Source organism: Amycolatopsis sp. NPDC051903, from assembly GCF_044452505.1.
Lineage (GTDB): Bacteria > Actinomycetota > Actinomycetes > Mycobacteriales > Pseudonocardiaceae > Amycolatopsis.
In genome coordinates, this window is the sequence record NZ_JBITBT010000007.1 from 223,924 (window position 1) to 247,663 (window position 23,740).

General features: G+C 71.4%; 24 protein-coding genes. 10 read left to right on the forward strand and 14 right to left on the reverse strand.

Annotated features, from left to right (window positions below; all coding sequences use genetic code 11):
• From ACIA77_RS19235 to ACIA77_RS19245, 3 genes are read right to left on the reverse strand one after another with little or no spacing between them, the layout of a single operon-like run.
• Entirely contained in the window at positions 1 to 972 is a 972-nt protein-coding gene (locus ACIA77_RS19235) for a carbohydrate ABC transporter permease (RefSeq protein ID WP_395887239.1), read from the reverse strand.
• A gap of 1 nt (position 973) precedes the next feature.
• On the reverse strand, positions 974 to 2,260 hold the full coding sequence (locus ACIA77_RS19240; protein ID WP_395887240.1) for an ABC transporter substrate-binding protein: 1,287 nt from the start codon (positions 2,258 to 2,260) through the stop codon (positions 974 to 976).
• Between the two features lie 11 nt (positions 2,261 to 2,271).
• Positions 2,272 to 3,471, reverse strand: a complete 1,200-nt coding sequence (locus ACIA77_RS19245) for an ROK family protein (protein WP_395887241.1) — start codon at positions 3,469 to 3,471, stop codon at positions 2,272 to 2,274.
• Positions 3,472 to 3,548: 77 nt separating this feature from the next.
• Here ACIA77_RS19245 and ACIA77_RS19250 point away from each other — a divergent pair, with 77 nt between their 5' ends.
• The 3 genes from ACIA77_RS19250 to ACIA77_RS19260 are packed head-to-tail and all read left to right on the forward strand — an operon-like array spanning position 3,549 to position 7,761.
• Complete coding sequence (locus tag ACIA77_RS19250; protein WP_395887242.1) at positions 3,549 to 5,639, forward strand: alpha-galactosidase; 2,091 nt, start codon at positions 3,549 to 3,551, stop codon at positions 5,637 to 5,639.
• A 29-nt stretch (positions 5,640 to 5,668) separates the two neighbouring features.
• Positions 5,669 to 6,625, forward strand: coding sequence for a 2-hydroxyacid dehydrogenase (locus tag ACIA77_RS19255; protein ID WP_395887243.1), 957 nt, complete (start codon positions 5,669 to 5,671; stop codon positions 6,623 to 6,625).
• On the forward strand, positions 6,622 to 7,761 hold the full coding sequence (locus ACIA77_RS19260; RefSeq protein ID WP_395887244.1) for a glycerate kinase: 1,140 nt from the start codon (positions 6,622 to 6,624) through the stop codon (positions 7,759 to 7,761). The genes ACIA77_RS19255 and ACIA77_RS19260 overlap by 4 nt, the downstream gene beginning before the upstream one ends.
• Before the next feature lie 192 nt (positions 7,762 to 7,953).
• On the opposite strand, the gene ACIA77_RS19265 is transcribed toward ACIA77_RS19260, so the two are convergent.
• The gene (locus tag ACIA77_RS19265) at positions 7,954 to 8,250 is read right to left on the reverse strand and encodes an iron-sulfur cluster assembly accessory protein (RefSeq protein WP_204090759.1); all 297 of its coding nucleotides are present in this window, start codon (positions 8,248 to 8,250) and stop codon (positions 7,954 to 7,956) included.
• Between the two features lie 267 nt (positions 8,251 to 8,517).
• Here ACIA77_RS19265 and ACIA77_RS19270 point away from each other — a divergent pair, with 267 nt between their 5' ends.
• The 4 genes from ACIA77_RS19270 to shbA all read left to right on the forward strand — a co-directional run bounded on the left by ACIA77_RS19270 (position 8,518) and on the right by shbA (position 10,566).
• Positions 8,518 to 8,997, forward strand: a complete 480-nt coding sequence (locus ACIA77_RS19270; RefSeq protein WP_395887245.1) for a GtrA family protein — start codon at positions 8,518 to 8,520, stop codon at positions 8,995 to 8,997.
• A gap of 10 nt (positions 8,998 to 9,007) precedes the next feature.
• Positions 9,008 to 9,361 (forward strand): YidH family protein, encoded by a 354-nt coding sequence (locus ACIA77_RS19275; RefSeq protein ID WP_395887246.1) that lies wholly within the window; start codon positions 9,008 to 9,010, stop codon positions 9,359 to 9,361.
• A complete protein-coding gene (locus ACIA77_RS19280) occupies positions 9,358 to 9,648 on the forward strand; it encodes a DUF202 domain-containing protein (RefSeq protein WP_395887247.1) in 291 nt (96 codons plus the stop codon). Before ACIA77_RS19275 ends, ACIA77_RS19280 begins: the two co-directional genes overlap by 4 nt.
• A 252-nt stretch (positions 9,649 to 9,900) precedes the next feature.
• A complete protein-coding gene (gene shbA, locus ACIA77_RS19285) occupies positions 9,901 to 10,566 on the forward strand; it encodes an RNA polymerase sigma factor ShbA (RefSeq protein ID WP_395887248.1) in 666 nt (221 codons plus the stop codon).
• 9 nt (positions 10,567 to 10,575) lie between these two features.
• Here the strand turns inward: shbA and ACIA77_RS19290 are convergent, their stop codons facing one another.
• Genes ACIA77_RS19290 through ACIA77_RS19300 form a run of 3 tightly spaced genes read right to left on the reverse strand, consistent with a single transcriptional unit; the run spans position 10,576 to position 12,724 of the window.
• The gene (locus tag ACIA77_RS19290) at positions 10,576 to 11,409 is read right to left on the reverse strand and encodes an amidohydrolase family protein (protein ID WP_395887249.1); all 834 of its coding nucleotides are present in this window, start codon (positions 11,407 to 11,409) and stop codon (positions 10,576 to 10,578) included.
• Positions 11,406 to 12,389 carry an aldo/keto reductase gene (locus ACIA77_RS19295; protein WP_395887250.1) on the reverse strand — a complete coding sequence of 328 codons (984 nt, stop codon included), beginning with the start codon at positions 12,387 to 12,389 and terminating at the stop codon, positions 11,406 to 11,408. The genes ACIA77_RS19290 and ACIA77_RS19295 overlap by 4 nt, the downstream gene beginning before the upstream one ends.
• A complete protein-coding gene (locus ACIA77_RS19300) occupies positions 12,386 to 12,724 on the reverse strand; it encodes an L-rhamnose mutarotase (RefSeq protein WP_395887251.1) in 339 nt (112 codons plus the stop codon). The genes ACIA77_RS19295 and ACIA77_RS19300 overlap by 4 nt, the downstream gene beginning before the upstream one ends.
• 79 nt (positions 12,725 to 12,803) lie before the next feature.
• Here ACIA77_RS19300 and ACIA77_RS19305 point away from each other — a divergent pair, with 79 nt between their 5' ends.
• On the forward strand, positions 12,804 to 13,562 hold the full coding sequence (locus tag ACIA77_RS19305) for a FadR/GntR family transcriptional regulator (RefSeq protein WP_395887252.1): 759 nt from the start codon (positions 12,804 to 12,806) through the stop codon (positions 13,560 to 13,562).
• Positions 13,563 to 13,645: 83 nt separating this feature from the next.
• On the opposite strand, the gene ACIA77_RS19310 is transcribed toward ACIA77_RS19305, so the two are convergent.
• From ACIA77_RS19310 to ACIA77_RS19335, 6 genes are read right to left on the reverse strand one after another with little or no spacing between them, the layout of a single operon-like run.
• Positions 13,646 to 14,662, reverse strand: a complete 1,017-nt coding sequence (locus ACIA77_RS19310) for an ABC transporter permease (RefSeq protein ID WP_395887253.1) — start codon at positions 14,660 to 14,662, stop codon at positions 13,646 to 13,648.
• Positions 14,655 to 16,178 carry a sugar ABC transporter ATP-binding protein gene (locus ACIA77_RS19315; RefSeq protein ID WP_395887254.1) on the reverse strand — a complete coding sequence of 508 codons (1,524 nt, stop codon included), beginning with the start codon at positions 16,176 to 16,178 and terminating at the stop codon, positions 14,655 to 14,657. Before ACIA77_RS19315 ends, ACIA77_RS19310 begins: the two co-directional genes overlap by 8 nt.
• Complete coding sequence (locus ACIA77_RS19320) at positions 16,175 to 17,218, reverse strand: sugar ABC transporter substrate-binding protein (RefSeq protein ID WP_395887255.1); 1,044 nt, start codon at positions 17,216 to 17,218, stop codon at positions 16,175 to 16,177. Before ACIA77_RS19320 ends, ACIA77_RS19315 begins: the two co-directional genes overlap by 4 nt.
• A 33-nt stretch (positions 17,219 to 17,251) precedes the next feature.
• A complete protein-coding gene (locus tag ACIA77_RS19325; protein ID WP_395887256.1) occupies positions 17,252 to 18,010 on the reverse strand; it encodes an SDR family NAD(P)-dependent oxidoreductase in 759 nt (252 codons plus the stop codon).
• Positions 18,007 to 19,308, reverse strand: coding sequence for an enolase C-terminal domain-like protein (locus ACIA77_RS19330; protein WP_395887257.1), 1,302 nt, complete (start codon positions 19,306 to 19,308; stop codon positions 18,007 to 18,009). The genes ACIA77_RS19325 and ACIA77_RS19330 overlap by 4 nt, the downstream gene beginning before the upstream one ends.
• Position 19,309: 1 nt before the next feature.
• The gene (locus ACIA77_RS19335; protein ID WP_395887258.1) at positions 19,310 to 20,170 is read right to left on the reverse strand and encodes a fumarylacetoacetate hydrolase family protein; all 861 of its coding nucleotides are present in this window, start codon (positions 20,168 to 20,170) and stop codon (positions 19,310 to 19,312) included.
• Between the two features lie 354 nt (positions 20,171 to 20,524).
• Between ACIA77_RS19335 and ACIA77_RS19340 the strand changes: the two genes are divergently transcribed.
• Positions 20,525 to 21,568 carry a DUF2235 domain-containing protein gene (locus ACIA77_RS19340; protein ID WP_395887259.1) on the forward strand — a complete coding sequence of 348 codons (1,044 nt, stop codon included), beginning with the start codon at positions 20,525 to 20,527 and terminating at the stop codon, positions 21,566 to 21,568.
• Between the two features lie 19 nt (positions 21,569 to 21,587).
• On the opposite strand, the gene ACIA77_RS19345 is transcribed toward ACIA77_RS19340, so the two are convergent.
• On the reverse strand, positions 21,588 to 22,814 hold the full coding sequence (locus tag ACIA77_RS19345) for an NAD(P)/FAD-dependent oxidoreductase (RefSeq protein ID WP_395887260.1): 1,227 nt from the start codon (positions 22,812 to 22,814) through the stop codon (positions 21,588 to 21,590).
• Positions 22,815 to 23,073: 259 nt separating this feature from the next.
• On the opposite strand from ACIA77_RS19345, the gene ACIA77_RS19350 reads away from it, so the two are divergent.
• Positions 23,074 to 23,277, forward strand: a complete 204-nt coding sequence (locus ACIA77_RS19350; protein WP_204090775.1) for a hypothetical protein — start codon at positions 23,074 to 23,076, stop codon at positions 23,275 to 23,277.
• Positions 23,278 to 23,740: the final 463 nt, after the last annotated feature.

Below are 23,740 nucleotides of genomic sequence, written 5' to 3' on the forward strand. Positions count from 1 at the left end.
TCAGTCCTTCTTCCCGAAGCCGACGAACTTCCCCTGCAGCAACGTGATCGCCACGATGATCACGGTGAGCAGGAAGGCGCCCGCGGAACCGACGCCGTAGTTCTGGTCGCCCAGCGCGGAGTCGTAGAGGTACACCAGCGGCGGTTTCACCGGCGCGGTCGCCGTGCCCGTGAGCCCGGTGCCGAACAGGTTGTAGAACTCGTCGAACGCCTGGAACGCCGCGATGAGGATGAGCAGCAGCACCGCCACCGACGTGTTCCGCAGCTGCGGCAACGTGATGTAGCGGAACGCCTGCCACTTCGACGTGCCGTCGAGCTCACCCGCTTCGTAGAGCGACGGCGAGATCGCCTGCAGCCCGGCGAGGAACAGGATCATGTACAGCCCGACCTGCAGCCACAGCCGCAACGTGACCACCGCGACCCAGTAGACCGGCGGGCTCGTCTGCGACAGCCACGGCACGGGGTCGGTGCCGAACAACCCGCCGAGCGCGTTCGCCACGCCGGAGGGCAGGCCGTTGAACAGCGCCATCTTCCACACCAGGGCGGCGACCACGTACGACACCGCGCCCGGGATGAGGAACACCGTGCGGAAGAACGCCTTGCCGCGCCGGATGCTGTTGACCAGCACGGCCAGCCCGAGCGACGCGGCGAACGTGACCGGCACGATGAAGACCGTGAACAGCGCGATGATCAGCAGCGAATCGCGGAAGGCGGAGTCGGACAACAGGAACGTGTAGTTGTCGAGGCCGATCCACTTGCCCAGCGAGATCGTGCCGCGCGCGTCGTTGAACGAAAGCAGGAAGCTCCACGCGATCGCGACGTACTTGAACACGCCGAGCCCGACCACCACCGGCGCGGTGAGCACCGTGAACGCGCCGATCGCGCGCCAGTCCACCCGCCGGCGGCGGCGCCTCGCGGGCGCCGCCGCACGGGAGGTCTTCGGCGACCGGACCACTGTGGACGAGACAGCCATGTCAGGCGAGCTGCTTGTCGACTTCGGACTGGGCCCTCTTCGCCGCGTCGCCGAGTTCGGCGGCGGGGTCGGCCTGGCCGTTGGCGATCTTCGTGGCCGCCTGCAGGAACAGCGTCGCCGACGCCTTGTTCCACAGGCCCGAGTACGACAGCCCGTTCTGCTGCGAGATCGTGACGGCGTCCTTGGCCGGGCCGCTGGAGAACTCGGTCGTCTGCGCCGCGACCTCCTTGCGCGCCGGGATGTGGAAGCCGTACTTGACGCACCAGTCCTTCTGCAGGTCCGCCTGCTGGATCCACAGCCAGTTGATGAACTTCTTGGCGGCGTCGAGGTTCTCGCTCTTCGCGTTGGCCAGCTGGTACCAGCCGCCGACGCGCGCGACCGACCGGCCCGAGTCGCCGAACTTCGGCCACGGCACGACGCCGAAGTCGTCGCCCACGGCCTTCTTGATGTCCGGCAGCGACCACAGGCCGCCCCACTGCATCGCGGTGGCGCTGTCGGCGAACGCGCCCGGGTCGGACCAGTCGGTGGGGTAGCCCTGCAGCAGGCCGCCGGTGTCGTGCAGCTGCTTGAGCCCGGCGATCGCGGCGATCGCCTCCGGCGTGGCGAACGAGACCTTCTTGCCGCTCGGGTCGAAGAAGTCGGCGCCCGACGACCACAGCAGCAGCGTCGCCGCTTCGCCCACCCCGTCGGTGCCGACGTAGAGGCCCTTCTGCTTGCCGGTGGTCAGTTTCCGCGTCGCGTCGAGGAGTTCGGCGAACGTGGTCGGCGGCTTCACGCCCGCGGCCTGCAGCACGCTCTTGCGGTAGTACAGCATCATGACGTCGTCGATCGTCTTGACGCCGTAGATCTTGCCGTCGACGGTCGCGGTGTCCAGCGCGGCCTTGGAGAAGTCGCCCTTGACCGGGTCGACGATGTCGTCGAGCGGTGCCAGCAAGCCGTTCTTGACGTTCTGGTACCGGAAATCGCCGATCTCGAACAGGTCGGGCGCGTCGGCGGTGAGCAGGGCCGAGTTGAGCTTCGTCTCGTAGTCACCGGCGATCCAGCTGACCTTGATCGCGATGTCCGGGTTGGCCTTGGTGAACTCCTGCGCGTAGCGCTGCACGGCCTGCTGCGTGCCCGATTCGCCGTACGCGTGGTACCACTGGTTGAGCGTGACCTTGGCCCCGCCCGCGGCGCCGGAGTTCTTGTTCAGCGGGTCGGAGGTGCAGCCCGCCAGGGCGGCTCCCCCGGCGAACAGCACGGAGCCGACGAGGAAGCTCCTGCGCGACAACGATGGGGACAGGGCCATGTGACTTCTCCTCACAAGCGGTCGGACACGAAAAGACTCTGAACGGCGACAGCGGCGGCGCCCCGTGCCCACTCCTCGAACGGCAGCGGCCGGATCACCAGGCCGCATCGCGAGGCACTGCCGAAGGCCTGCTCCGCGAACGTGCGGCGGATCTGTTCCTCGAAGAGGTCGTAGGTGGCCACACCCTCGCCCGAGACGACGATGCGTTCCGGGCCGAAGAGGTTGACCAGCGCGCCGAGACCGAGGCCGATCGCGTGGCCCGCGTTCGCGAACACGGCCCGCAGCGGCTCGTCCCCGGCCCGCGCCCGCGCGACGGCTTCGGCCAGCGTCAGCGCCGGGTCGTTCGCGGCCCGGCGTGCGCTCGCGACGATCGCTTCGGTCGACGCGATCGCCTCCACGCAGCCCGTGCCACCGCAGTGGCAGGCCGGGCCGTCGGCGCCCATGCCGGCGACCGGGACGTGCCCGATCTCGCCGGCCACCCCGTGCGCGCCGCCGACGAGCCGGCCGTCGAGCACGAGCGCGCTCCCTATGCCGGTGCCGACGGTGACCAGCGCGAACGACGCGGCACCGACGCCTTCGCCGAACCACTGCTCGGCGACGGTCAGCGCCTTCACGTCGTTCTCGAGCGTGGTCGCGAGCCCGGTGCTGTCCTCGAGCAGTTCGGCCAGCGGCACGTCGCGCCACCCGAGGAACGGTGAGTAGCGCACGAGACCGGAGTCGCGGTCGACGTCGCCGGATACGGCGACGCCCAGGCAGTAGGCCCGGTCGCGGAAGCTCGTCGCGCCGTCGGGCGCCGAGCCGGCCAGCAGCTCGGCGACGAGGTCGGTGAGCGCGCGCACGACGTGGTCCACGTCGTGGCTGGTCAGCGCGTGGTGCTTCGCGACGCGGATCTGCGCCTGCAGGTCGGTGACCACGCCGATGAGGTCGTCGCCGGTGATCTTGACGCCGATGAAGTACTCGCGGTCGGGCCGGATGGCGAGCGGGCTCGCGGGGCGGCCCGCGCCCGGCGCCGTGCGTTCGGCGGAGGCGAGCTCTTCGAGGTAACCGGCTTCGATGAACGGGCGCGCGGCCTTCGTGACGGCCGCGGACGACAGGCCCGTGCGGCGGGCGACGTCCACGCGGCTGACCGGACCCTGGGTCAGCACCGTGGTGAACACGGTGGCCGCGGCGGGACTCGTGATCGGCGCCCTTGCCGGTGCACTGCGTGGCATGCGCGGAACCGTACGACGGATAAATTAACTTCGTCAAGAATTTATTTTTCCGCTGGTCATCCCTACGCTCGGGAGTCATGTCCGTGGAATTCGACGTCGATCACCGGCTGTGGCTGCTTCGTACCCGAGACTCGGCGTACGCCTTCCGCCTCGACGAGGCCGACCGGCCGCGGCACGTGCACTGGGGCCCGCCTCTCACGCTCGAGCAGGCCACCCGGATCGCGCCGCGCCCCAACCCCGTCGCCTCGAGCTTCGACGAACCGCTCGACGACCGGCCGGAACTCGCAACGGAAGGCGGCGCGTTCTTCGGCGTCGCCGGCCTGTCCGTGCGGTTCGCCGACGGCACGCAGGCTCTGGAGTGGACGTACGCGGGACACGACACGCAGGACGGGCTCGTCGTGCGGCTGCGCGACCGGCACTACCCGCTGGAAGCCGAGCTGCACTACCGCGTCCGCGGCGAAGCCGTCGAACGCCACGCGGTCCTGCGCAACACCGGCAGCGAGCCGATCCGCTTGCTGCGCACGGATTCCGCGGCCTGGACGCTGCCCCGCCGCGACGGTTACCGGATCAGCCACACCACGGGCGCGTGGAGCGCGGAAGCCGGGCTGCTGCGCGAAAACCTGCCCACCGGCGAAACGACGCTGACGAGCCGGCGCGGGGTTTCCGGGCACCAGGCCAATCCGTGGGTGATGCTCGACGACGGCACGGCCACCGAGACCCGCGGCGAAGTCTGGAGCACCGCACTGGCGTGGAGCGGCAGCTGGCGCATCACGGTCGAGCGCTCGCACACCGGGCGCGTCACGTGGACCGGCGGGTTCGGCCACGAAGGCGTGCAGTGGCGGCTCGAACCCGGCGAAACGTGGGAGACGCCCGTGTTCGCCGGGCTCTACACGGCGGGCGGATTCGGTGGTGCGAGCCGGAAGTGGCACGCCTACGTGCGCGATTTCGTGCTGCCGCACCCGGAAGAGCTGCGGCCCGTCGTCTACAACTCGTGGGAGGCCACCGGCTGGGACGTCGACGAACCCGGCCAGCTGCGGCTCGCCGCGATCGCCGCCGGAGCGGGCGCGGAGCTGTTCGTGGTGGACGACGGCTGGTTCGGCGCGCGCACCGGTGACACCGCGGGTCTCGGCGACTGGACCGTGAACCGCGACCGCTTCCCCGCCGGGCTCGGCCCGCTCGTGGCCGAGGTGCACCGGCTCGGGATGGGGTTCGGGCTGTGGGTCGAGCCGGAGATGGTGAACCCCGACAGCGACCTCTACCGCGAGCACCCGGACTGGGTGCTGGCCATGGCGCACCGCGGCCGGACGACGCTGCGCAACCAGCTCGTGCTCGACTTCGGCCGTCCCGAGGTCGCGGACTGGGCGTACAAGTGGCTGCACCGGCTCGTCGCCGAGCACGGCATCGACTACCTCAAGTGGGACATGAACCGCGCGTTCACCGAGGCCGGCCGCCCCGGCGACGGCGATCCGGGGCGCGTGTGGGTCGAGCACGTGCGCGCGGTCCACGGCGTGCTCGACCGGCTGCGCGCCGACCACCCGGGGCTGCGGATCCAGGCGTGCGCGGGCGGCGGCGGGCGCACGGACCTCGGGATCCTGGCGCGCACCGACGAGATCTGGGCCTCGGACAACACCGACGCCTTCGACCGCGTGAAGATCCAGCACGGGTTTTCGCAGGTGCTGCCCGCCGGCGTGATGGCCGCGTGGGTCACCGACAGCCCGAACCCCCTGACCGGCCGCGAGGCGCCGCTGGAGTTCCGGTTCCACGTCGCGATGGCCGGTGTGCTCGGGCTCGGTGGCGATCTCACCAAGTGGACCGCGGACGAACTGCGCCGCACGGCTGAGCTCGTGGCTCTGTACAAGGAGATCCGGCCCGTCGTGCAGCACGGCACGGCCTACCGGCTGGCCGATCCGGCCGTTTCCCCGCTGACCGCGGTGCAGTACGTGCTCGGCGAAGACGTGGTGGTGCTCTTCGCGCGACGGCCGCACGACCACGGCCGGCCGATCGTCACGCCCGTGCTGCAAGGGCTCGACGCGGCCGCTGTTTACCACGATGTGGGAACCGGCGCGGTGCACCACGGCGCGGTGCTGCTGACCCACGGCCTGCCGATCACGCTGACCGGCAGCGGAGCCGCGAGCGCCCTCGTGCGGCTGCGGCGGGAACCTCGCTAACGGGGCCCGTTCCCCACTAGGCTTCGCGCATGTCCGATCGCCCTCTCATCGTTGTGACGCGCTGGATTCCCGACGACGCGGTGAAGGTGCTCGCCGAAGCCGGCGAAGTGCGCGTGTCCGAACTCGACCGTCCGCTCACGCCCGGAGAACTGCGGTCCTTCGTGGCCGGCGCGACGGCGATCGTTTCGATGCTGCACGACCGGATCGACGCGTCGGTGGCCGAAGCCGCCGGGCCGCGGCTGGCCGTGGTGGCGAACGTCGCCGTGGGCTACGACAACGTCGACGTGCCCGCGCTGGCCTCCCGCGGGGTCACGGTCACCAACACCCCGGGCGTGCTGACGGACGCGACGGCGGACCTCGCGTTCGGCCTGCTGCTGGCCGTCACGCGCCGGCTCGGCGAAGGCGAGCGGTTGCTGCGGGCCCGCGAGCCGTGGTCGTTCCACCTCGGGTTCCTGCTCGGGTCCGGCTTGCAGGGCAAGACGCTCGGGGTCGTCGGGCTCGGCCAGATCGGCCGTGCCGTAGCCGACCGCGCGGCGGCGTTCGGGCTGCGGATCGTCTACTCGGGACGGTCAGCGAAGCCGGATTTCGCCGGTGAGTTCGTGTCTTTCGAGGACCTGCTGCGCCGATCGGACTTCGTGTCGCTGCACTGCCCGCTCACGCCGGAGACGCGCCACCTGATCGGCGCGGAAGCGCTGCGGGCCATGAAACCCACCGCGTACCTCGTGAACACCACGCGCGGGCCGGTCGTCGACGAGGCCGCGCTGGCCGACGCGCTCGAAGCCGGCGAGATCGCGGGCGCCGCGCTGGACGTGTTCGAGCACGAGCCCGACGTCGAACCGCGGCTGCTGGCGCGCGACGACGTCGTGGTCACGCCCCACCTCGGCTCGGCGACAGTCGAGACGCGCACCGCGATGGCCGTGCTGGCCGCCCGAAACGTGACCTCGGTACTCGCCGGGGCCGCTCCGCTGACGGAGGTAGCACCGTGACCCGTGTCGTCATCGCCCCCGACAAGTTCAAGGGCAGCCTCACCGCGGTCGAGGCCGCCGAGGCGATCGCCCTCGGCGTGCGCGACGCACTGCCCGACGCCGAGGTCTCCGCCTGCCCGGTCGCCGACGGCGGCGAGGGCACGCTCGAGGTGCTCGAGAACGCGGGCGGCGAGCTGATCCGCGTGCGCGTGCGCGGCCCGCTCGACGAACAGGTCGACGCCCGGTACGTGGTGCTCGACGGCACGGCCTACATCGAGTCGGCGCGCGCGTGCGGCATCGAGTTCGTGACGCCGACTCCGGAGACCTCGCTGGCCGCCCACACGTGGGGCGTCGGCGAGCTCCTGGCCGACGCGCTCGCGCGCGGGGCGACGCGGCTCGTGCTGACCGTCGGCGGCACCGCGAGCACCGACGGCGGTGCCGGGATGCTGGCCGCGCTCGACGCCGGGGTGTTCGACGCGTTCGACGCCCCCATCGGACTCGGCGGCGGCACGCTGGCGCGCGTCGCGAAGGTCGAGCTGGAGCCGGCGCACGAACGGCTGGGCGCGGTCCCCGTGACGGTCGCGACGGACGTGACCAACCCGCTCGTCGGCCCCCAGGGCGCGGCGGCGGTGTTCGGACCGCAGAAGGGCGCCCGCCTGGAAGAGGTGACCGAACTCGACGCGGCGCTCGGGCGCTGGGCTCAGGTTCTGGTGAACGCCGGCGCACCGGACGTCTCGGCGGTCCCCGGCGCGGGCGCCGGCGGCGGCGTCGCGGGCGGCGCCATCGCGGGCCTCGGCGCGACGGTCGCGTCGGGCTTCGACCTCATCGCCGGTCTCACCGGCGTCGACGGTGCACTGCAGGGTGCGGACCTCGTCATCACCGGCGAAGGGTCCCTCGACTCCCAGAGCCTGTCCGGCAAGGCCCCGGCCGGCATCGCCGCCAGGGCGAGCCGCGCGGGCGTGCCCCTGATGGTCCTGGCCGGGCGCATCCAGCTCGACGCCGCCGAGCTCGCCGGCCTGGGCGTGGTGGGCAGCAGCGCGCTCATCGACCACGCACCGTCGCTGGACCACGCGCGCACCCACGCGGCCGAACTCCTGCGCGCCCGCGCGGGCGACCTCGTCCGGACCTGGGCCGGCAGCCGCACCGCGGCCCAGTGAAGACCCAGTGAAGTCCCGGTGAGTCCGGGTCACGGGCGCACCGCGGATCGGCGGGACCCACGCGACCCCGCCGGCCGCCGGGTCAGCACACGTGGACCTGCCCCGCCCCGGGGAACCCGGAGCGGGGCGCGAAGGGACGAGGCGTCCGGCAGCACGACGGTGGTCTGCCGGCGCCCTCGGGCGACCGCGCGGTCAGTCGGTCTTCTGCGGCAGCACCGCGAAGGCGACGTCGCCGGTTTCGTCCTGCTGGACGTCGAGGACCTTGTCGTCGAGGAGGGCAGCGGCCTGGGGCTCGAGGAAGACCTTCGCGCCGCCGTCGGTACCCACGACGCGGTCGCCGTCCTGCGGAGCCGGAGCGACGGACAGCGCGAGCTGCGCGCCCTCCTCCTCCATGCTCTGCAGCGCGAACCGCAGCCCGCTGTCCTCGGCGCCCTGTTGAGCCGTCAGCGCGGAGATCGCCTCGGCAGCGGCTTCGGTCACGGTCAGCATCGTTCGGCCTTCCCTTCGTCGCGGTCGGTTGCGATGGTTTTTCACGCTAAGGGCGGTGCTCCGACAGCGCAGCGTGAGCGGGGCACCTGGGGGAAAGCCGTGGGACCGGTCACAAACACGTTTGAAATCCGGGCGATCTGCCCATAGGCGAGCGCCGGTGGGGAATAGACCACCTCACCGCCGAGGTTGCAGCTGTCGGCGGGATCACAGATCTTCAGCTGGTTCAACAGGTTCACAAGTTTGTGAAGCCAAGGTAGCGTGAGGATCATGACCACCACCAGGTGGACGCCCCGGCAGCCGCTCTTCAACCACGACCCGCGACAGCCCGCGCACCACGACCACGAACTCGGCGGACACGCCGCGTGGTACCTCGTCGCAGGCGCCGTCACGACCGGCGTGCAGGCCGTGCTCTTCCTCGCCCTTCGCTCCGAGCTCGGTTCGCAGTGGGCGAACCTGGTGGCCATCGCGCTCACGACCGTCGGCAACACGGAGTTCCACCGCCGCGTCACCTTCGCCGGCCGCGCCAGCAAGGCCGGTCAGCGCCACCTCCAGGACCTCCTGACGTTCGCCTTCTACGCCGGCTACGGCTCGCTCGTGCTCGCCGGCCTCGGCGCCGTGGTCAGCCACCCGACGGCCGGAGAGGAGACGGTGAGCCTGCTGGCCGCCAGCTTCTTCGGCGGGCTGGTCCGGTTCGTCGTGCTGCGCTGGTGGGTCTTCGCGCACCGCAAGGGCGCCGAGCGCGACTAATCTCCGATTCGTGTCGGACGAGAAGATCGGGCCGCATGACGGCGGTAGTGAGCCCGACTACCGGTTCACCCTGGCCAACGAGCGCACCTTCCTCGCGTGGCTGCGCACCGCACTGGGCCTGCTCGCGGGCGGCGTCGCGGTCCACCAGCTCGTGCCGCGGCCCGTCGCGGCGAGCTCCGTGCTCGCCGGGCTCTGCGTGCTGCTCGCGGCGATCCTCGCGGCCGCCGCGTACCCGCGCTGGCGCCGCGTGCAGGTCGCCATGCGCGCCGGGGAACCGCTGCCGCGCAGCGCGATGATCGTGGTCCTGACCGGAGGCGTGTTCGGGCTCATGGCGGCCGCCGTGGTGCTCGTGGTCCTGTCGTGAACGGCGCCCAGGCCGAGCGCACGGGCCTCGCGTGGCGCCGTACGACACTCTCCGCGACCGCGTGCACCGTGTTCCTCCTGGGCGCCGCGGTGCGCAACGAAGGCGCGTGGGACTTCGTCCCGGTGGGGCTCGCGGCGCTCACCGCACTGGCCCTCGCGGTGGTCGGCCGGCACCGGGAACGATCACTCCGAACCGATCCCGAACCGACCGCGCTGAAACCTGTTCTACCCGCGATGGTGGCCACCCTCTGTTGCGCTACAGCGGTGTCACTCTTCGTGACGTACTGAGTGGACAGTCCGCACATTCTGCGAGCCGGGATTCGTACTGTGCGTTGGCTGGTCTCGTTTTCATCAAGACCATTGCTGCGTACGGGGTATTCGTAGTTGAAATCTGGACTGTCAGCCCGTGACCTGCTTAAGGTTACGGAGCGTCGCATCGGGAGCGGCGACTACCCGATCAATCGGAGTAGCTGCGACCGCAAGATCACAGATTGTTGACCCCAAGACCGCGACGGTCGCAGGGTCGCCGGGGAGACGACCATGACAGCACCGTCGAAGCCAGCTCGCTCCGAAACCGCCGCGGATGAAGGCGACGTCCCGGGTTACGTGGCACCCGAGACGCTGCCGCGGCCGAGCGGACGGCTGACCAAGGAAGACCTCGACCCGCTCGTGCTGGCCGCCGGGCGGGGCGACGAGCGCGCGATCACCGAACTGCTGCACGTGTTGCGTCCCGTGGTCGCCCGCTACTGCCGGGCCCGCATGGGCGGGCGCGACCTGTCCTACCTGTCGGCCGACGACGTGGCCCAGGACGTGAGCATGGCCGTGCTGAAGGCCCTGCCCGACTACCAGGACCGCGGCGGCTCGTTCCTCTACCTCGTGCACGCCATCGCGGCGAACAAGGTCGCCGACGCGTACCGCGCCGTGGCGCGGGACCGCTCCGAGCCGGTGCCCGAACTGCCGGAGCGGCCGCTGGTGGGCAACGAGCCCGAGTCGTATGCGCTGCGGCTCGACCTCGGCTCCCGCCTGCAGGAGATGCTCACGCGGCTCGCACCTCTGCAGCAGGAAATCCTGACCCTGCGGATCATCGTGGGCCTGTCGGCGAACGAGACGGCCGAGACGCTGGGCATCTCCGCGGGCAACGTCCGCGTGACGCAGCACCGCGCGCTGACCAAACTGCGCGAGATGATCCGGGGCCAGGAGTTCTAGCCAGGCCGGCTAACCACCCAGTCCGTACACGCGCTTCGCCGTGTGCTCGAAGACGTCGAGCCGCTCCGGGTCCGTCAGCGGGCCCGTGAGGGACACCGCCGCGTCCAGCACGACCTCGTAGGCCGCCGCCAGCTCGCACACGGGCCAGTCGGTGCCGAAGAGCACTCGGTCCGCGCCGAACGACGCGATGACGTGGTCGGCGTAGCGGTGCAGGTGCCCGACCTGCCACTGCGCCCAGTCGGCCTCCGTGACGAGCCCGGAAAGCTTGCACGCCACGTTGTCGCGCGCGGCGAGCGACGCGATCCCGTCGGCCCACGGCTGCCACTCCCCCGCCGCGATGGGCGGCTTCGCGGCGTGGTCCAGCACCAGGCGCAGCTCGGGCAGCTGCTCGGCCACCTTGCGCGCCGAAGCCACTTGCGCGGGCGCCACCAGCAGGTCGTAGACCAATCCCGCGGCGCCGACCGCCGCCAGCCCGCGCAGCACGTCCGGGCGCAGCAGCCACTCCGGGTCCGCCTCGTCCTCGACCTGGTGGCGGATGCCGACGAGCGGCCCCAGCTCCGCCAGCCGCGCCAGCCGGTCCGCGACGTCGGGCGCCGTGAGGTCGACCCAGCCCACCACCCCGGCGATCACGTCTTCGCCCGCCGCGGTGGCGAGGAACTCTTCCGTTTCGCCCTGGTCCGGGACGGTCTGGACGAGCACCGTCGCGTGGACGCCCGCCGCGTGCGTCACCGCGCGCAGATCGTCCACTGTGTACGGACGGCGGATCGGGGCCAGCGCCTCACCGGCGAGCCACGGGTAGTCCCGGCGGGCCGGATCCCACAGGTGGTGGTGCGCGTCGATCACTGCGGTCCTCCAGAGGTCACGGGCCGGCCGGCGACGGCGTCCGCGCGCAGCAGGCCGGCGTCGACGAGATCGGTCCACAGTACGGCGGGGACGGCGGCGGCCGCGCGCCGCACGTTCAACGCCACCTGGCCCGCGTCGTGCGCGCCGACGACCACGGACACCACGGCCGGGTGCGCGGCGGGCAGCGCGAGCGCGGCCTCCGGCAGCTCGACGCCGTGGCGCCGGCAGATCTCCGCGATCCGCCGCGCCTTCGCCACCAGCTCCGCCGGGGCGGCCGCGTAGTCGTAGGTCCCGCCGGGTTCGGCGGTGGCCAGGATGCCCGCGTTGAAAACCCCGCCCGCGACCACCCCGACACCGCGGTCGAGGCACTGCGGCAGCAGGTCGTCGAGCGCCGGCTGGTTGAGCAGCGTGTAGCGCCCGGCCATGAGCACGTGGTCGAGGTCGAACCGGCGGACGAACTCGGTGAGCATCGGCGTCTGGTTCATCCCGGCGCCGATCGCGCCGACCACCCCCTGCTCGCGCAGCTCCAGCAGCGCCGGGAACGCGCCGGTCACGGCTTCCTCGAAGTGGTCGTCCGGATCGTGCACGTACGCGATGTCGATGCGGTCGAGCCCGAGCCGCGTGAGGCTGTCCTCGAGCGAGCGCAGCACGCCGTCGCGGCTGAAGTCCCACCGGCGCCGGTAGGTGGCCGGCACGTCGAAACCCTGGTCGTCGCGCTCGCCCGGCGCGGCCGCGCGCGGTTCCAGCACCCGCCCGACCTTGGTGGAGAGCACGTACTCCGCGCGCGGGTAGGCCGCGAGCGCCTTGCCGAGCCGCCGTTCCGAAAGCCCGAGGCCGTAGTGCGGCGCGGTGTCGAAGTAGCGGATTCCTTCGGCCCAGGCGCACCGCACGGTCGCTTCCGCGGTCTCGTCGTCGATGGCGTGGTACAGGTTGCCCAGCTGCGCGCCTCCGAGCCCCAGCGGGGAAAGCTCCACGGTCACTCCTTCCCCGGCAGTTCCCACACGAGCCCGAGGGCCGTGGAGGTGCTGCCGCGGTCGTCGTCGGTGTCGAGCAGCTGGTTGATGCGCGCTTGCCAGGCGAGGTCGGCCGGGTCACCGGCCAGCGCGGCTTTCATGGCCTCGAAGTCGTCGACTTCGACGAAGTGGAACAGGTCGAGGCCGCTGCGCCAGATCCGCCAGGTGCGCACGCCGGCGCGGCGCAACGCGGCGTCGAGCTCGTCCGGGATCACGGCGTGCACGGACTCGTAGGTGGCCTCCTGACCCGGTTTGAGGCGAGTACGCAGAGCGACACTGCGGGGTGTCCGGCCGTGGGTCATGGTTCCTCCTGGCGAGTTACGTGGCACGCTGTCCTCAGCACACCAAACATCCGAGGTCTCTTGAGGGAGGGCGGTCTCGATGCCCGTCACCGATGTCGCGATCGACAAGATCAAGGACATGATCATCTCGGGGGAGCTCGCGCCGGGCGACCGGCTGCCCAAGGAAGCCGAGCTCGCCCAGCGGCTCGGCCTCTCGCGCAGCTCCCTGCGCGAGGCCGTGAAGGCGTTGTGCCTGATCAGGGTGCTCGACGTGCGCCAGGGCGACGGCACCTACGTGACGAGCCTCGAGCCGAACCTGCTGCTCGACGCCATGACGTTCGTGGTCGACTTCCACCGCGACGACACCGTGCTCGACTTCCTGGCCGTGCGCCGGATCCTCGAGCCCGCCGCCACGGCGCTGGCCGCGCTGCACATGAGCCAGGACGACATCGCCGAACTCGGCACGCTGCTCGACGAGCTGGCCGACGCGCCGACGGTGGAGGCCCTCGTGGCCAACGACCTGCAGTTCCACCGCAAGATCGCCGACGGCTCGGGCAACCCCGTGCTGTGCTCGCTGCTCGACAGCCTGTCCGGGCCCACCGCGCGGGCGCGGATCTGGCGCGGCCTCACGCAGGAGGGCGCGGTCGCGCGCACGCGCGAACAGCACACCGCCATCTACGAGGCCATCGCCGCCCGCGAGCCGGAGCTCGCGCGGTCGTGGGCGACGGTCCACGTCGCGGGCGTGGAGCAGTGGCTGCGCAGCACGCTGACGCCGGCCGGGGGCGACGGGGACGGAGCCGACACCACCGACAGCCGGGACAGCCCGGACAGCCCCGAGCCCGCCACAGCGGCGTCCTGAGCTCGGCGGGGCGCCCCCGGAAACCCCCGGGGGCGCCTTCACCGCCCGGCGAGAAGGTCGGATGATCACGACCCCTGGGCCGATCAGGTCTGCGGCTTTCCACCGGCGTAGCGACTGATGATCAGGGCGATCAGGATGATGCCGCCGTAGATCGCCTTCAGCCACTCCGCGGGCACCTGCGCGATGCGCAGCAGGCTGTCCACCGACTGCAGGAGCAGCACGCCGGTGAGCGCGCCGACGAGCGTGCCCTTGCCGCCGTCGAGCGAGACGCCGCCGATCACCGCGGCCGCGAAGACCTGCAGGATCAGGCCGTCACCCTGGTCGGCGCCGAGCGCGCCCACGTAGCCGGTGTAGGCCAGGCCACCGATCGCGGCGAGCACCCCGGCCACGATGAACACGGCCCAGGAGATCCGGTCCACCCGGATGCCCGCGGCGCGCGCCGCCTCCCGGTTGCCGCCGATCGCGTAGAGCGACCGGCCGACGCGGTGGTAGCGCAGGCCGAGGCCGAACAGCAGGAACAGCACCGCGGCCAGCCACACCGACATCGGCAGCCCGGCGAACGTCGTGGTCGCCAGAGCCGTGAACGCGTCGAGCTTGTCGAACAGCGTTTTGCCGTTGGTGGAGCCGATCTGCGTGCCGCGCAGCACCGTGAGCATCGCCAGCGTGACGATGAACGCGTTGAGCTTCAGCTTCACGATCAGGAAGCCGTTCACGAGCCCGACCACCGCACCCACGACCGGGATCGCGAGCAGGCCCAGCGCCGCCGGCCACTCCGTGCCGAACCCGGACGAAGCCGCCGGGATCACGAGCATCACGCCGATCGCGGGCGCGATGCCCATCGTCGATTCGAGCGACAGGTCGAACTTGCCGGTGAGCAGCACCAGCGATTCGCCCAGCACCACCAGCGACAGCGCGGCGGCGGCCGAGAGGATGCTGATCACGTTGTCGAACGTGAGGAACGAATCGCTGATCAGCCCGCCGATCACGAACACGACCACGAGAGCGGGCAACAGCGCCAGCTCGCGCAGCCACAGCGAGTTCCGCCGCTTCGCGGGCGCCGCGGGCAGCGCCGTCTGCGGGTCGGTCATCAGCTCAGTCATGGAGCCCGACTCCTTCGATGTCGGCCACGAGGTCTCCGTCGGACCAGCCGGCCTGGTGTTCGGCGACGACGGCACCGGCGCGCAGCACCAGCACCCGGTCGGCCAGGCGCAGGTCGTCGAGCTCGTCGCTCACGATCAGCACCGCCTTGCCTTCGGCCCGCACCCGGTCGACCACCGCGAGCAGGGCCTCTTTCGACTTCACGTCCACGCCGGCCGTGGGGTTGATCAGCACGACCAGCCGCGGGTCGCTCTCGAGCGCACGGGCGAGCACCACCTTCTGCTGGTTGCCGCCCGACAGGTCGGACACGGGCTGCGCCGGCCCGGCAGCGACGATGTCGTACGCGGTGAGCGCGCGGGCTCCGCGTTCGTGGCGCGCCTTGGGCGGTGCGAACCCGCCCGGGCCCATGCGGTCAAGCACGGACAGCGTGGTGTTGTCCATGATCGAGTGCTCCAGCACGAGGCCCTGCTGGTGGCGGTCACGCGGCACGCAGCCAACACCGGCGTGCAGCGCGGCCGCGATGTCACCGGGCGGCAGCGGCTCCCCGGCCACGAGCACGCGGCCCGCCGACGGCGTCCGCAACCCGTACACGGTTTCGGCGACCTGGTGCTTGCCGCTCGCGTTGCTGCCGGCCATCCCGACGACCTCACCGCGGTGCACCCGCAGCGACACGTCGCGGAAGCCGTCGCCGGACAGGCCTTCGACGCTCAGCACCTCGTCCGCGTCCGCCTCGAGCGGGTCGCGGGTGGCCGCGTCGCGCACGGCGAGCCCGCCCTGTTCGCCGGTCATGGCGTCGACCAGCTGCGAGCGGGTGATGTCGGCGACCGGCCCGGTGAGCACGTGCTTCGCGTCGCGCAGGACCGTGACGGCCTGGCACACCTCGTACACCTCGTGGAGGTGGTGGGAGATGAACAGGAACGTCACGCCGCCCCGTTGCATTTGGCGCATCCGCTCGAAGAGCCGCTCGATGGCCTGGCTGTCGAGCTGGGCCGTCGGCTCGTCGAGCACGATGAACCGCGCGCCGTAGCTCAGTGCCCGGGCGATCTCCACGAACTGGCGGTCCTCCACCGAAAGCTCGCCCGCGGGCGCGTCGACGTCCACATGGACGTCCCACGAGCCGAGCAGCTCGCGGGCCTGGCGCCGCAGCTTGCGCCAGCCGATGGCGAACCCCTCGCCCGACTGGCGGTTGAGGAACAGGTTCTCGGCCACCGACAGCTGCGGCACCACCATGGCGTGCTGGTACACGCACGCCACGCGGGCCTTCCACTCGTCCTGCTTGGCCAGCGGCGGCGCGGGCTCACCACCGAACTCGACGCTTCCGGTGTCCATTTTGGACAGTCCGGTGAGGATGGACACGAGCGTGGACTTGCCCGCCCCGTTGCGGCCGACGAGCGCGTGCGACTCGCCGGCCCGCACGGTGAGGCTCACGTCGTGCAGGGCCACGGTGGGCCCGTAGCGCTTGCCGACGCCGTGGGCGCTCACCACGGGTGCGGCTTGCTCCGGGGCGGGCGCGCTCACAGGTTGTTCCCCCACAAGGCCTTGTCGTCCACGTTGTCCTTGGTGACGACCGGCGCCGGCAGCTGGTCCTCGAGGATGCCGGGGCTGATCTCCACGATCTGCGAACCGTGGTCGGTCGGGCCGGGCTTGAACGTCTCGCCCGCCATCGCCTTCTTGAGCCAGTACATGCCGTACTTGGCGTAGGCGTCGGCCGGCTGCGACACGGTCGCGTCGAGCTCACCGCTGCGGATCGCGGCCAGCTCCTGCGGGATGCCGTCGTTGCTCACGAGCACGACGTGGCGCGGGTCGCCGGCCGGGAAGAACATGTTCTTGCGCTTGAGGGCCTGCTCGGTCGGCGCGAGGTAGGTGCCCCCGGCCTGCATGTAGACGCCCTTGATGTCGGGGTTCGCGGTGAGCAGGGAATCGAGACCCGAGGAAGCCTTGTCGGCCTTCCACTCCGCCGCGATCTCCAGCACCTTGATGTCCGGGTACTTCTGCTTCATGCAGTCGCGGAACGCAGCCGAGCGGTCGCGGCCGTTGACCGAGGCGAGGTCACCCATCACCTGCACGACCTTGCCGCTCTTCACGCGCTTGCCGATCTCGTCGCACGCCTTGGTGCCGTAGGCCTTGTTGTCGGCCCGCACGACCATCGCGACCTTGCCGCCCTCGGGCGCCACGTCGACCGCGACCACCGGCACGCCCTTGTTCTCGGCCTGCTTGAGCCCGGCCACGATCGCGGCGGAGTCGATCGGCGTCACGACCAGGCCCTTCACGCCCTGGTTGAGCAGCGTGCCGATGTCGGTGATGAGCTTCGCCGGATCGTTGTCCGCGTTTACCGTCGGCAGCGCGTCGAGGCCCGCCTGCTTGGCCATCTGCGGCACGTAGTTGTTGTAGGCCTGCCAGAACGGCGACGTCAGCAGCGGCAGCGTGGCCCCCACCTTGCCGCCGGTGTCCCCGCCGCCGCTCGCGGCAGCGGGTTTGTCCTTGGTGGACCCGCACGCGGTCAGGACCAAACCACACGCGGCTGCCGCGGCAGCCAGCCGGATCACCTTCGTACGCACCGCATCCTCCTCGATGAGAGCGTTGTTACCGCACTAGTTGTGCACTGGTCCCCGCGGGCGCAGGCCGTACATGCCGCCGTCCACCGCGAGCGCGGTGCCGGTGGTCGACGCGGACAGCGGGCTGGCGAGGTAGGTGATGGCGCCCGCGACCTCGTCGGCGGTCACGAGCCGGCCCATCGGCTGGCGCGCGGCCAGCGCCGCACGCTCGGCCGCCGGGTCGTCGGCGGCGTCGAGCAGCCGGCCGACCCACGGCGTGTCCGCGGTGCCGGGGCACACGCAGTTCACGCGGATCCGGTCAGGCAGGTGGTCGGTGGCCATCGCGAGCGTCAGCGACAGCACCGCACCCTTCGTCGCGGAGTACAGCGCGCGCTGCGGCAGGCCGGCCCACGCGGCGATGGAGCACGTGTTCACCACGACCGCCGACGGCGATGCCTTGAGGTGGGGCAGCGCCGCGCGCGTGGTGCGGACCATGCCGACGACGTTCACGTCGTAGACGCGGTGCCACTCGTCGTCGCCGTTGGCCGTGACGTCACCCGCCGCGCCGATGCCGGCGTTGTTCACCAGCACGTCGATCCGCCCGAAGCGCTCGGCGACGGCGTCGATCGCGGCGGTGACCTCCGCGTCGGCCGTGACGTCGCAGCGGAACCCGGCCAGGGGCTCGGGCACGTCGTCGGTCTTGAGGTCCAGCACGGCCACCTGCGCGCCGCGCTCGGCCAGCAGCTGCGCCGTCGCCAGGCCGATCCCCGACGCGCCGCCGGTGACCACGGCCACCAGGCCGCCGAACTCGCTCACTGGGCATCCTCCGTCCACTCTGGACCGTCCGGGAAGCGGAAGCGGCGCAGGGTCGCGTCGTGCATCCGCGCGGAGAACCCGGGTGCGGCCGGGGCCAGGTACCGGCCGTCGCGCACGACGGCCGGGTCGGTGAAGTGCTCGTGCAGGTGGTCGACCCACTCGATGGTGCGGTCGGTGTCGCTGCCGGACACGGCCACGAAGTCGAACATCGACAGGTGCCGCACCAGCTCGCAGAGGCCGACACCACCGGCGTGCGGGCACACCGGCACGCCGAACTTGGCTGCCAGCAACAGGATCGCGAGGTTCTCGTTGACCCCGCCGACCCGCGCGGCGTCGAGCTGCAGCACGTCGATCGCGCCGGCCTGCAGCAGCTGCTTGAACACCACGCGGTTCTGCACGTGCTCACCGGTCGCGACCTTGATCGGCGCGAGCGCCTTCGCGATGGCCGCGTGGCCCAGCACGTCGTCGGGCGAGGTCGGTTCCTCGATCCAGTACGGGTCGAACGGCGCGAGCTCGGTCATCCAGGACACGGCCGTGGCCACGTCCCAGCGCTGGTTCGCGTCGACGGCGATGCGGATCTCCGCGCCGACCGTCTCGCGCGCCAGCTTCATGCGGCGCACATCGTCTTCGAGGCTGCCGCCGACCTTCAGCTTGACCATCTCGAAGCCGTCGGCCACGGCCTGTTCGGCCAGGCGCACCAGCTTCGCGTCGGAGTACCCGAGCCAGCCGGGCGAAGTGCTGTACGCACGGTAGCCCTCGGCTTCGAGCTTCGCCGTGCGCTCCGCCCGCCCGGGTTCGGCGGCGCGCAGGATATCCAGCGCCTCGGCCTCGGTGAGCGCGTCGGAGAGGTAGCGGAAGTCGACGAGCGACACCAGCTCCTCCGGCGTCATGCGCGAGGCGAACTTCCACAGCGGCAGGTCCGCCCGGCGCGCGGCGAGATCCCACGCGGCGTTCACGACCGCGCCGATCGCCATGTGCGCCACGCCCTTCTCCGGGCCCAGCCAGCGGAACTGCGAGTCGCCGACGAGCTCGCGCGACAGGTCGCCCAGCGCCTGCGCGTCTTCGGGCACTTCGCGGCCGACGACGTGCGGGGCGAGCGCGCGGATGGCGGCGGCCTGCACGTCGTTGCCGCGGCCGATGGTGAAGGCCAGGCCGTAGCCGTCCGGGCCGCCGTCGGTGTGCAGTTCGACGTAGGCCGCCGAATAGTCGGGGTCGGGGTTCATGGCGTCCGACCCGTCCAGCTCCCGCGAGGTGGGGAACCGGACGTCGAGCACCTCCATGCCGATGATCTTCGCCATGTCAGGCCTGCCTCATCGTCTGGCGCTGGCGGCCGAGGCCGTCGATCTCCAGCTCGACGACATCGCCTTCGCGCAGGTACGGCTTCGGCTCCGGCTGCCCCAGCGCGACGCCCTCGGGCGTGCCGGTGTTGATCAGGTCGCCGGGGCGCAGGACCATGAACTGGCTCAGGTAGTGGATGATCTCGGCAACGGTGAAGACCATGTCCTTGGTCGAGGAGTCCTGCACCCTCTTGCCGTTGACCCAAGTGCGCAGCCCGAGGTCCTGCGGGTCGGGCACCTCGTCGGCGGTCACGAGCGCCGGGCCGAGCGGGTTGAACCTCTCGCAGTTCTTGCCCTTGTCCCACTGGCCGCCGCGGTGCAGCTGGAATTCGCGCTCGGAGACGTCGTTGGACACGACGTAGCCGGCCACGTGCGCCAGCGCGTCGTCGACGCTGTCGAGGTAGCGAGCCTCCGTGCCGATCACGACGCCGAGCTCCACCTCCCAGTCGGTGCTGCTGCTGCGGCGCGGGATGAGCACGTCGTCGGCCGGGCCGACCACCACGTCGGGCGCCTTCATGAACAGCACGGGCTCTTCGGGCACGGCGGCGCCGGTCTCCTCGGCGTGGCGCCGGTAGTTCATGCCGATGCAGAGGATCTTGCCGGGCGCGGCCAGCGGCGGGCCGACCCGCAGGCTCGCGGCCTCCGGACCAGCGGCGGGCAGCTCGCCGGCTTCGAGCGCGGCGGCGGCGCGGGCGATCCCGCCGGACGCGAGGAAGGCACCGTCGACGTCGGAGGTCAGGCCCGAGAGGTCGTACAGGGTGCCGTCTCCGACACGAACGAACGGTCGCTCTTCTCCCGCGGCTCCGAGACGCACAAGCTGCACGGACGTTCCCCTCTCACCACAACCACATCAAGACATCCGATGTATAGCGCATCAGCTGCGAACGATCCAGAGTCCGGCGGGATTTGCTCGCAAAATTGATCGGATCTCCCTGGTGGGGACCAGCGGGGAGGGGCACGAACACCGGCCCGATCGTGCTCCTGCCACCGGCCGGCCGCACACCGGTTTTCATCCGATCTTTCGACGCGCCGGCGGCGACCGCGGGGAGCACCGGTGAACGACACGCGTTTTCCTTGCCACACCTCGGGTTCGGTACCGATTCCGCCGAACCCGTTGAAACACCGCCGGGTCCTGACTTGAATGGCCTGGACCCATCGACCGGCGAACGAGGTGCGGATGCCCAAGCGGATCGTGATCTGCTGCGACGGGACGTGGGACACGGCGGACCTGGCGGACGGCGCCACACCGGCGCCGAGCAACGTCACGCGGCTCGCGCTGGGCGTCGCGCCGGCCGACGAAGCCGGGACGGAGCAGCGGGTCTTCTACCAGTCGGGCGTCGGCACGAAGCGGTTCCGCTTCACCGGCGGCGCGTTCGGCCGGGGGCTCTCGCGCGACGTCCAGGCCGCCTACCGGTTCCTCGTGCGCACCTACGAACCCGGCGACGAGATCTTCTTCGTGGGCTTCAGCCGCGGCGCGTACACCGTGCGCAGCACGGCGGGGTTCATCCGCAACTGCGGGCTGCTGCGCCGCGAACACGAGCACCGCGTGCCGCAGGCGTACGGCCTCTACCGCGACCGCAGCGACAAGTGGCACCCGCGCAAGACCGAAGCGACGCTGTTCCGCCGGACGTATTCGCACGAGCCGCGGATCCGGTTCATCGGCGTGTGGGACACCGTCGGCGCGCTGGGCGTACCGCTCACGGGTTTCTGGCCGATCGACGTGTTCAACCGTCGTTTCCAGTTCCACGACACGGCTTTGAGCTCGATCGTCGACGTGGCGTTCCAGGCGCTGTCGATCGACGAGCGCCGCAAGCCGTTCCTGCCCTCGATCTGGGCGCCCGCCGTGGAGGGCGGCACCCAGCAGGTCGAGCAGGTCTGGTTCGCCGGGTACCACGCCGACGTCGGCGGGGGCGGCAAGACGCAGCACAGTCTCGCCGACATCCCGTTGCGCTGGCTGGCGAACCACGCGCGGGCCAACGGCCTCGCCCTGCGCGACGACTTCACCTGCGAAGGCGACCCGCTCGGCCCGATGTTCCCGTCCCGCACGGGTTTCTTCCGCCTGCTGCCGTCGGTGACGCGCGGGATCGGGACCACGGACCCGAAACACGAGTACGTCGCGTCCAGCGCCGTCACCCGGCACAAGCAGGCGGCCGACTACGCACCGCCGAACCTCGTGGGGTACCTGGCGCTGGACGGACCCGTGCTCCCGGTCGAAACCTGAGTCAGCGCGAGGAAGAAACTCAGCCGAGGTCGGCGAGCGCGCCCGACTTCAGGTCCTCGTCGCCCACCTTCGCGCGGCCGTCGACGAGGCGCTGCAAGGCATCGCCGTCGTCCCACTGGTTGACGTTCATGGCGGCGTGGACCTCTCCCCCTTCGCCGACCCAGAACGCGGTGAAGTCCCGCGCCGTCAAGTCGCCACGGACCACGAGCCGGTCGCGGTCGAGGTCCGCGAGCCCGCGGTACTCCATGCCGAGGTCGTACTGGTCGGAGAAGAAGTACGGGCTGTCGAGGTAGGGCTCGTGCTCGCCGAGCAAGTTGCCGGCGACGTGGGCGCCCTGAGTGCGCGCGGTGGCCCAGTGCTCGACGCGCACGCGGTGGCCGTAGCGCGGGTGGAAGTGCGACGCGATGTCGCCGACGGCGTACACGTCCGGGGCGGCCGTGCGCAGGCCCGCGTCGACCGCGAGGCCACCGTCGTCGGCCAGTTCCAGGCCCGCCGCGTGGGCCAATTCGACGCGGGGCGCGGCCCCGACGGCCACCAGGACCACGTCGGCGAGCAGCTCTTCGCCGCTGTGCAGCCGGACACCGCGCACGCCGCCCGCGTCCCCGGTGACTTCGGCGACGCGTTCGCCGAGGCGCCAGTGCACACCGTGTTCCTCGTGCAGCGCGTGGAAAACGCCGGCGACCTCGTCGCCGAGGACCTTCACCAGCGGCAGGCGGCCCGGCGCCACCACGGTCACCTCCGCGTCGTGCGAGCGCGCCGCCGCGGCGGCCTCGGTGCCGATCCAGCCGCCGCCGATGATCACGACGCGCCGCGCGTCCGTGAAGGCGCTGCGCAGGCTCAGCGCGTCGTCGAGCGTCCGGAGGGTGTAGAGGCCGGGAAAGTTCCCGCCGGGCGTGGGCAGCGGGCGCGGGCGCGAACCCGTCGCGAGCACGAGGCGGTCGAACTTGTGCTCGCCGCCGGCGTCGTCGAGCACCAGCCGCGCGCCGAGTTCCAGGCGCGTCGCGGTGAGACCGGACGACAGGCGAATGTCGTGGCCGGCGTAGTAGCTCTCCTCGTGGACCCAGTCGGGTTCGTCCGCGGTGCCCAGCAGCACGCCCTTCGACAGCGGCGGCAGCTCGTACGGCCGGTGCGGATCGGACCCCATCAGCAGCACGTCGCCGCCGAACCCCTGCTCCCGCACCGCGGCGGCGGCCGACGCTCCCGCGAGCCCCGCCCCGACGATGACGATTTTCCGAGGCTCCGACATCCCGACCTCCCGTGTCCCCACGACAACGACCCCACGACTGGTGATTCCGCGACAACGACCCCTGCGACCGGGTCGCGGCGATCTGCCGCGTGGACGCTACTCCCGTTGCGCGAACGGCACATCCTGTCCCCCGACCGTGCGACAGCGTTGAAAACCCGGTCGTAGGCAATTCGGGTGAACCCGCGTAAGAGCCCCGTGAGGTCGCGGTCCCACCCGCGCACGATGCACGAGGACGACCGCGAATCGGAGGGCGAGTGCCGTGACGGATCGGGACGAGTGGTCGATCGGCTGCCGGGATCTGGCCGGCAGGCGCAGGGACGTGACGGTGTTCGTGAGCAGCGACGACAAGATCGTGCTCGTGGCACCGCCGGGTGAAGCGGCCGTGCTCGGGCCGCTCGACGTCGGACGCTTGCGGGCCGCGTTGCGCGACGCCATCGTGGCCGTGGCACAGCACCCGGAGTGAGGTATTGCTCTGTTATCGGCCTCGCTGTGTTTTCGGCCTCGGCTTCGCCGAGGCGGCGAGATCGCCTGTGAGCCGGTGCTGGGATCAGGCGGTCTGATCGGCCGGGGCCGATCGCACCGCCTGATCCCAGCACCGGCGCGATCTCGCGCTGTGGTCGCCTGCAGAGCTGGGGCCGGGCAGGTGCACCGTGTGTCGTCGAGCGCTGTGGTGGGTGACTACGCCGGGCGCTGCACCGAGCCCGATTTCGGCCTGGGCCAGACCTTCAGCTCTCCCTATCGCGCAACGAAGTCCGAGGTCCAGGAGCTGGTGGGCGAACAGGCGCGCACGCCGCCCGCGTGTCCCGGCCCTCAGCCATCTCCCCTGACCTCGCCCCCAACGCAACCACAACGCGAGATCGCGCCGGGGGGTGGTGGGGGGGGGGGGGGGGGGGCCCCGCGGGCCGGCGCGCCCCGGGGCACCAGAC

What these genes read in the sequence shown, in the direction of transcription:
- ACIA77_RS19235 (WP_395887239.1), bottom strand. Translation starts at nt 972, where the DNA reads ATGGCTGTCTCGTCCACAGTGGTCCGGTCGCCGAAGACCTCCCGTGCG.
- ACIA77_RS19240 (WP_395887240.1), bottom strand. Translation starts at nt 2,260, where the DNA reads ATGGCCCTGTCCCCATCGTTGTCGCGCAGGAGCTTCCTCGTCGGCTCC.
- ACIA77_RS19245 (WP_395887241.1), bottom strand. Translation starts at nt 3,471, where the DNA reads ATGCCACGCAGTGCACCGGCAAGGGCGCCGATCACGAGTCCCGCCGCG.
- ACIA77_RS19250 (WP_395887242.1), top strand. Translation starts at nt 3,549, where the DNA reads ATGTCCGTGGAATTCGACGTCGATCACCGGCTGTGGCTGCTTCGTACC.
- ACIA77_RS19255 (WP_395887243.1), top strand. Translation starts at nt 5,669, where the DNA reads ATGTCCGATCGCCCTCTCATCGTTGTGACGCGCTGGATTCCCGACGAC.
- ACIA77_RS19265 (WP_204090759.1), bottom strand. Translation starts at nt 8,250, where the DNA reads ATGCTGACCGTGACCGAAGCCGCTGCCGAGGCGATCTCCGCGCTGACG.
- ACIA77_RS19270 (WP_395887245.1), top strand. Translation starts at nt 8,518, where the DNA reads ATGACCACCACCAGGTGGACGCCCCGGCAGCCGCTCTTCAACCACGAC.
- shbA (WP_395887248.1), top strand. Translation starts at nt 9,901, where the DNA reads ATGACAGCACCGTCGAAGCCAGCTCGCTCCGAAACCGCCGCGGATGAA.
- ACIA77_RS19300 (WP_395887251.1), bottom strand. Translation starts at nt 12,724, where the DNA reads ATGACCCACGGCCGGACACCCCGCAGTGTCGCTCTGCGTACTCGCCTC.
- ACIA77_RS19305 (WP_395887252.1), top strand. Translation starts at nt 12,804, where the DNA reads ATGCCCGTCACCGATGTCGCGATCGACAAGATCAAGGACATGATCATC.
- ACIA77_RS19310 (WP_395887253.1), bottom strand. Translation starts at nt 14,662, where the DNA reads ATGACTGAGCTGATGACCGACCCGCAGACGGCGCTGCCCGCGGCGCCC.
- ACIA77_RS19330 (WP_395887257.1), bottom strand. Translation starts at nt 19,308, where the DNA reads ATGGCGAAGATCATCGGCATGGAGGTGCTCGACGTCCGGTTCCCCACC.
- ACIA77_RS19340 (WP_395887259.1), top strand. Translation starts at nt 20,525, where the DNA reads ATGCCCAAGCGGATCGTGATCTGCTGCGACGGGACGTGGGACACGGCG.
- ACIA77_RS19345 (WP_395887260.1), bottom strand. Translation starts at nt 22,814, where the DNA reads ATGTCGGAGCCTCGGAAAATCGTCATCGTCGGGGCGGGGCTCGCGGGA.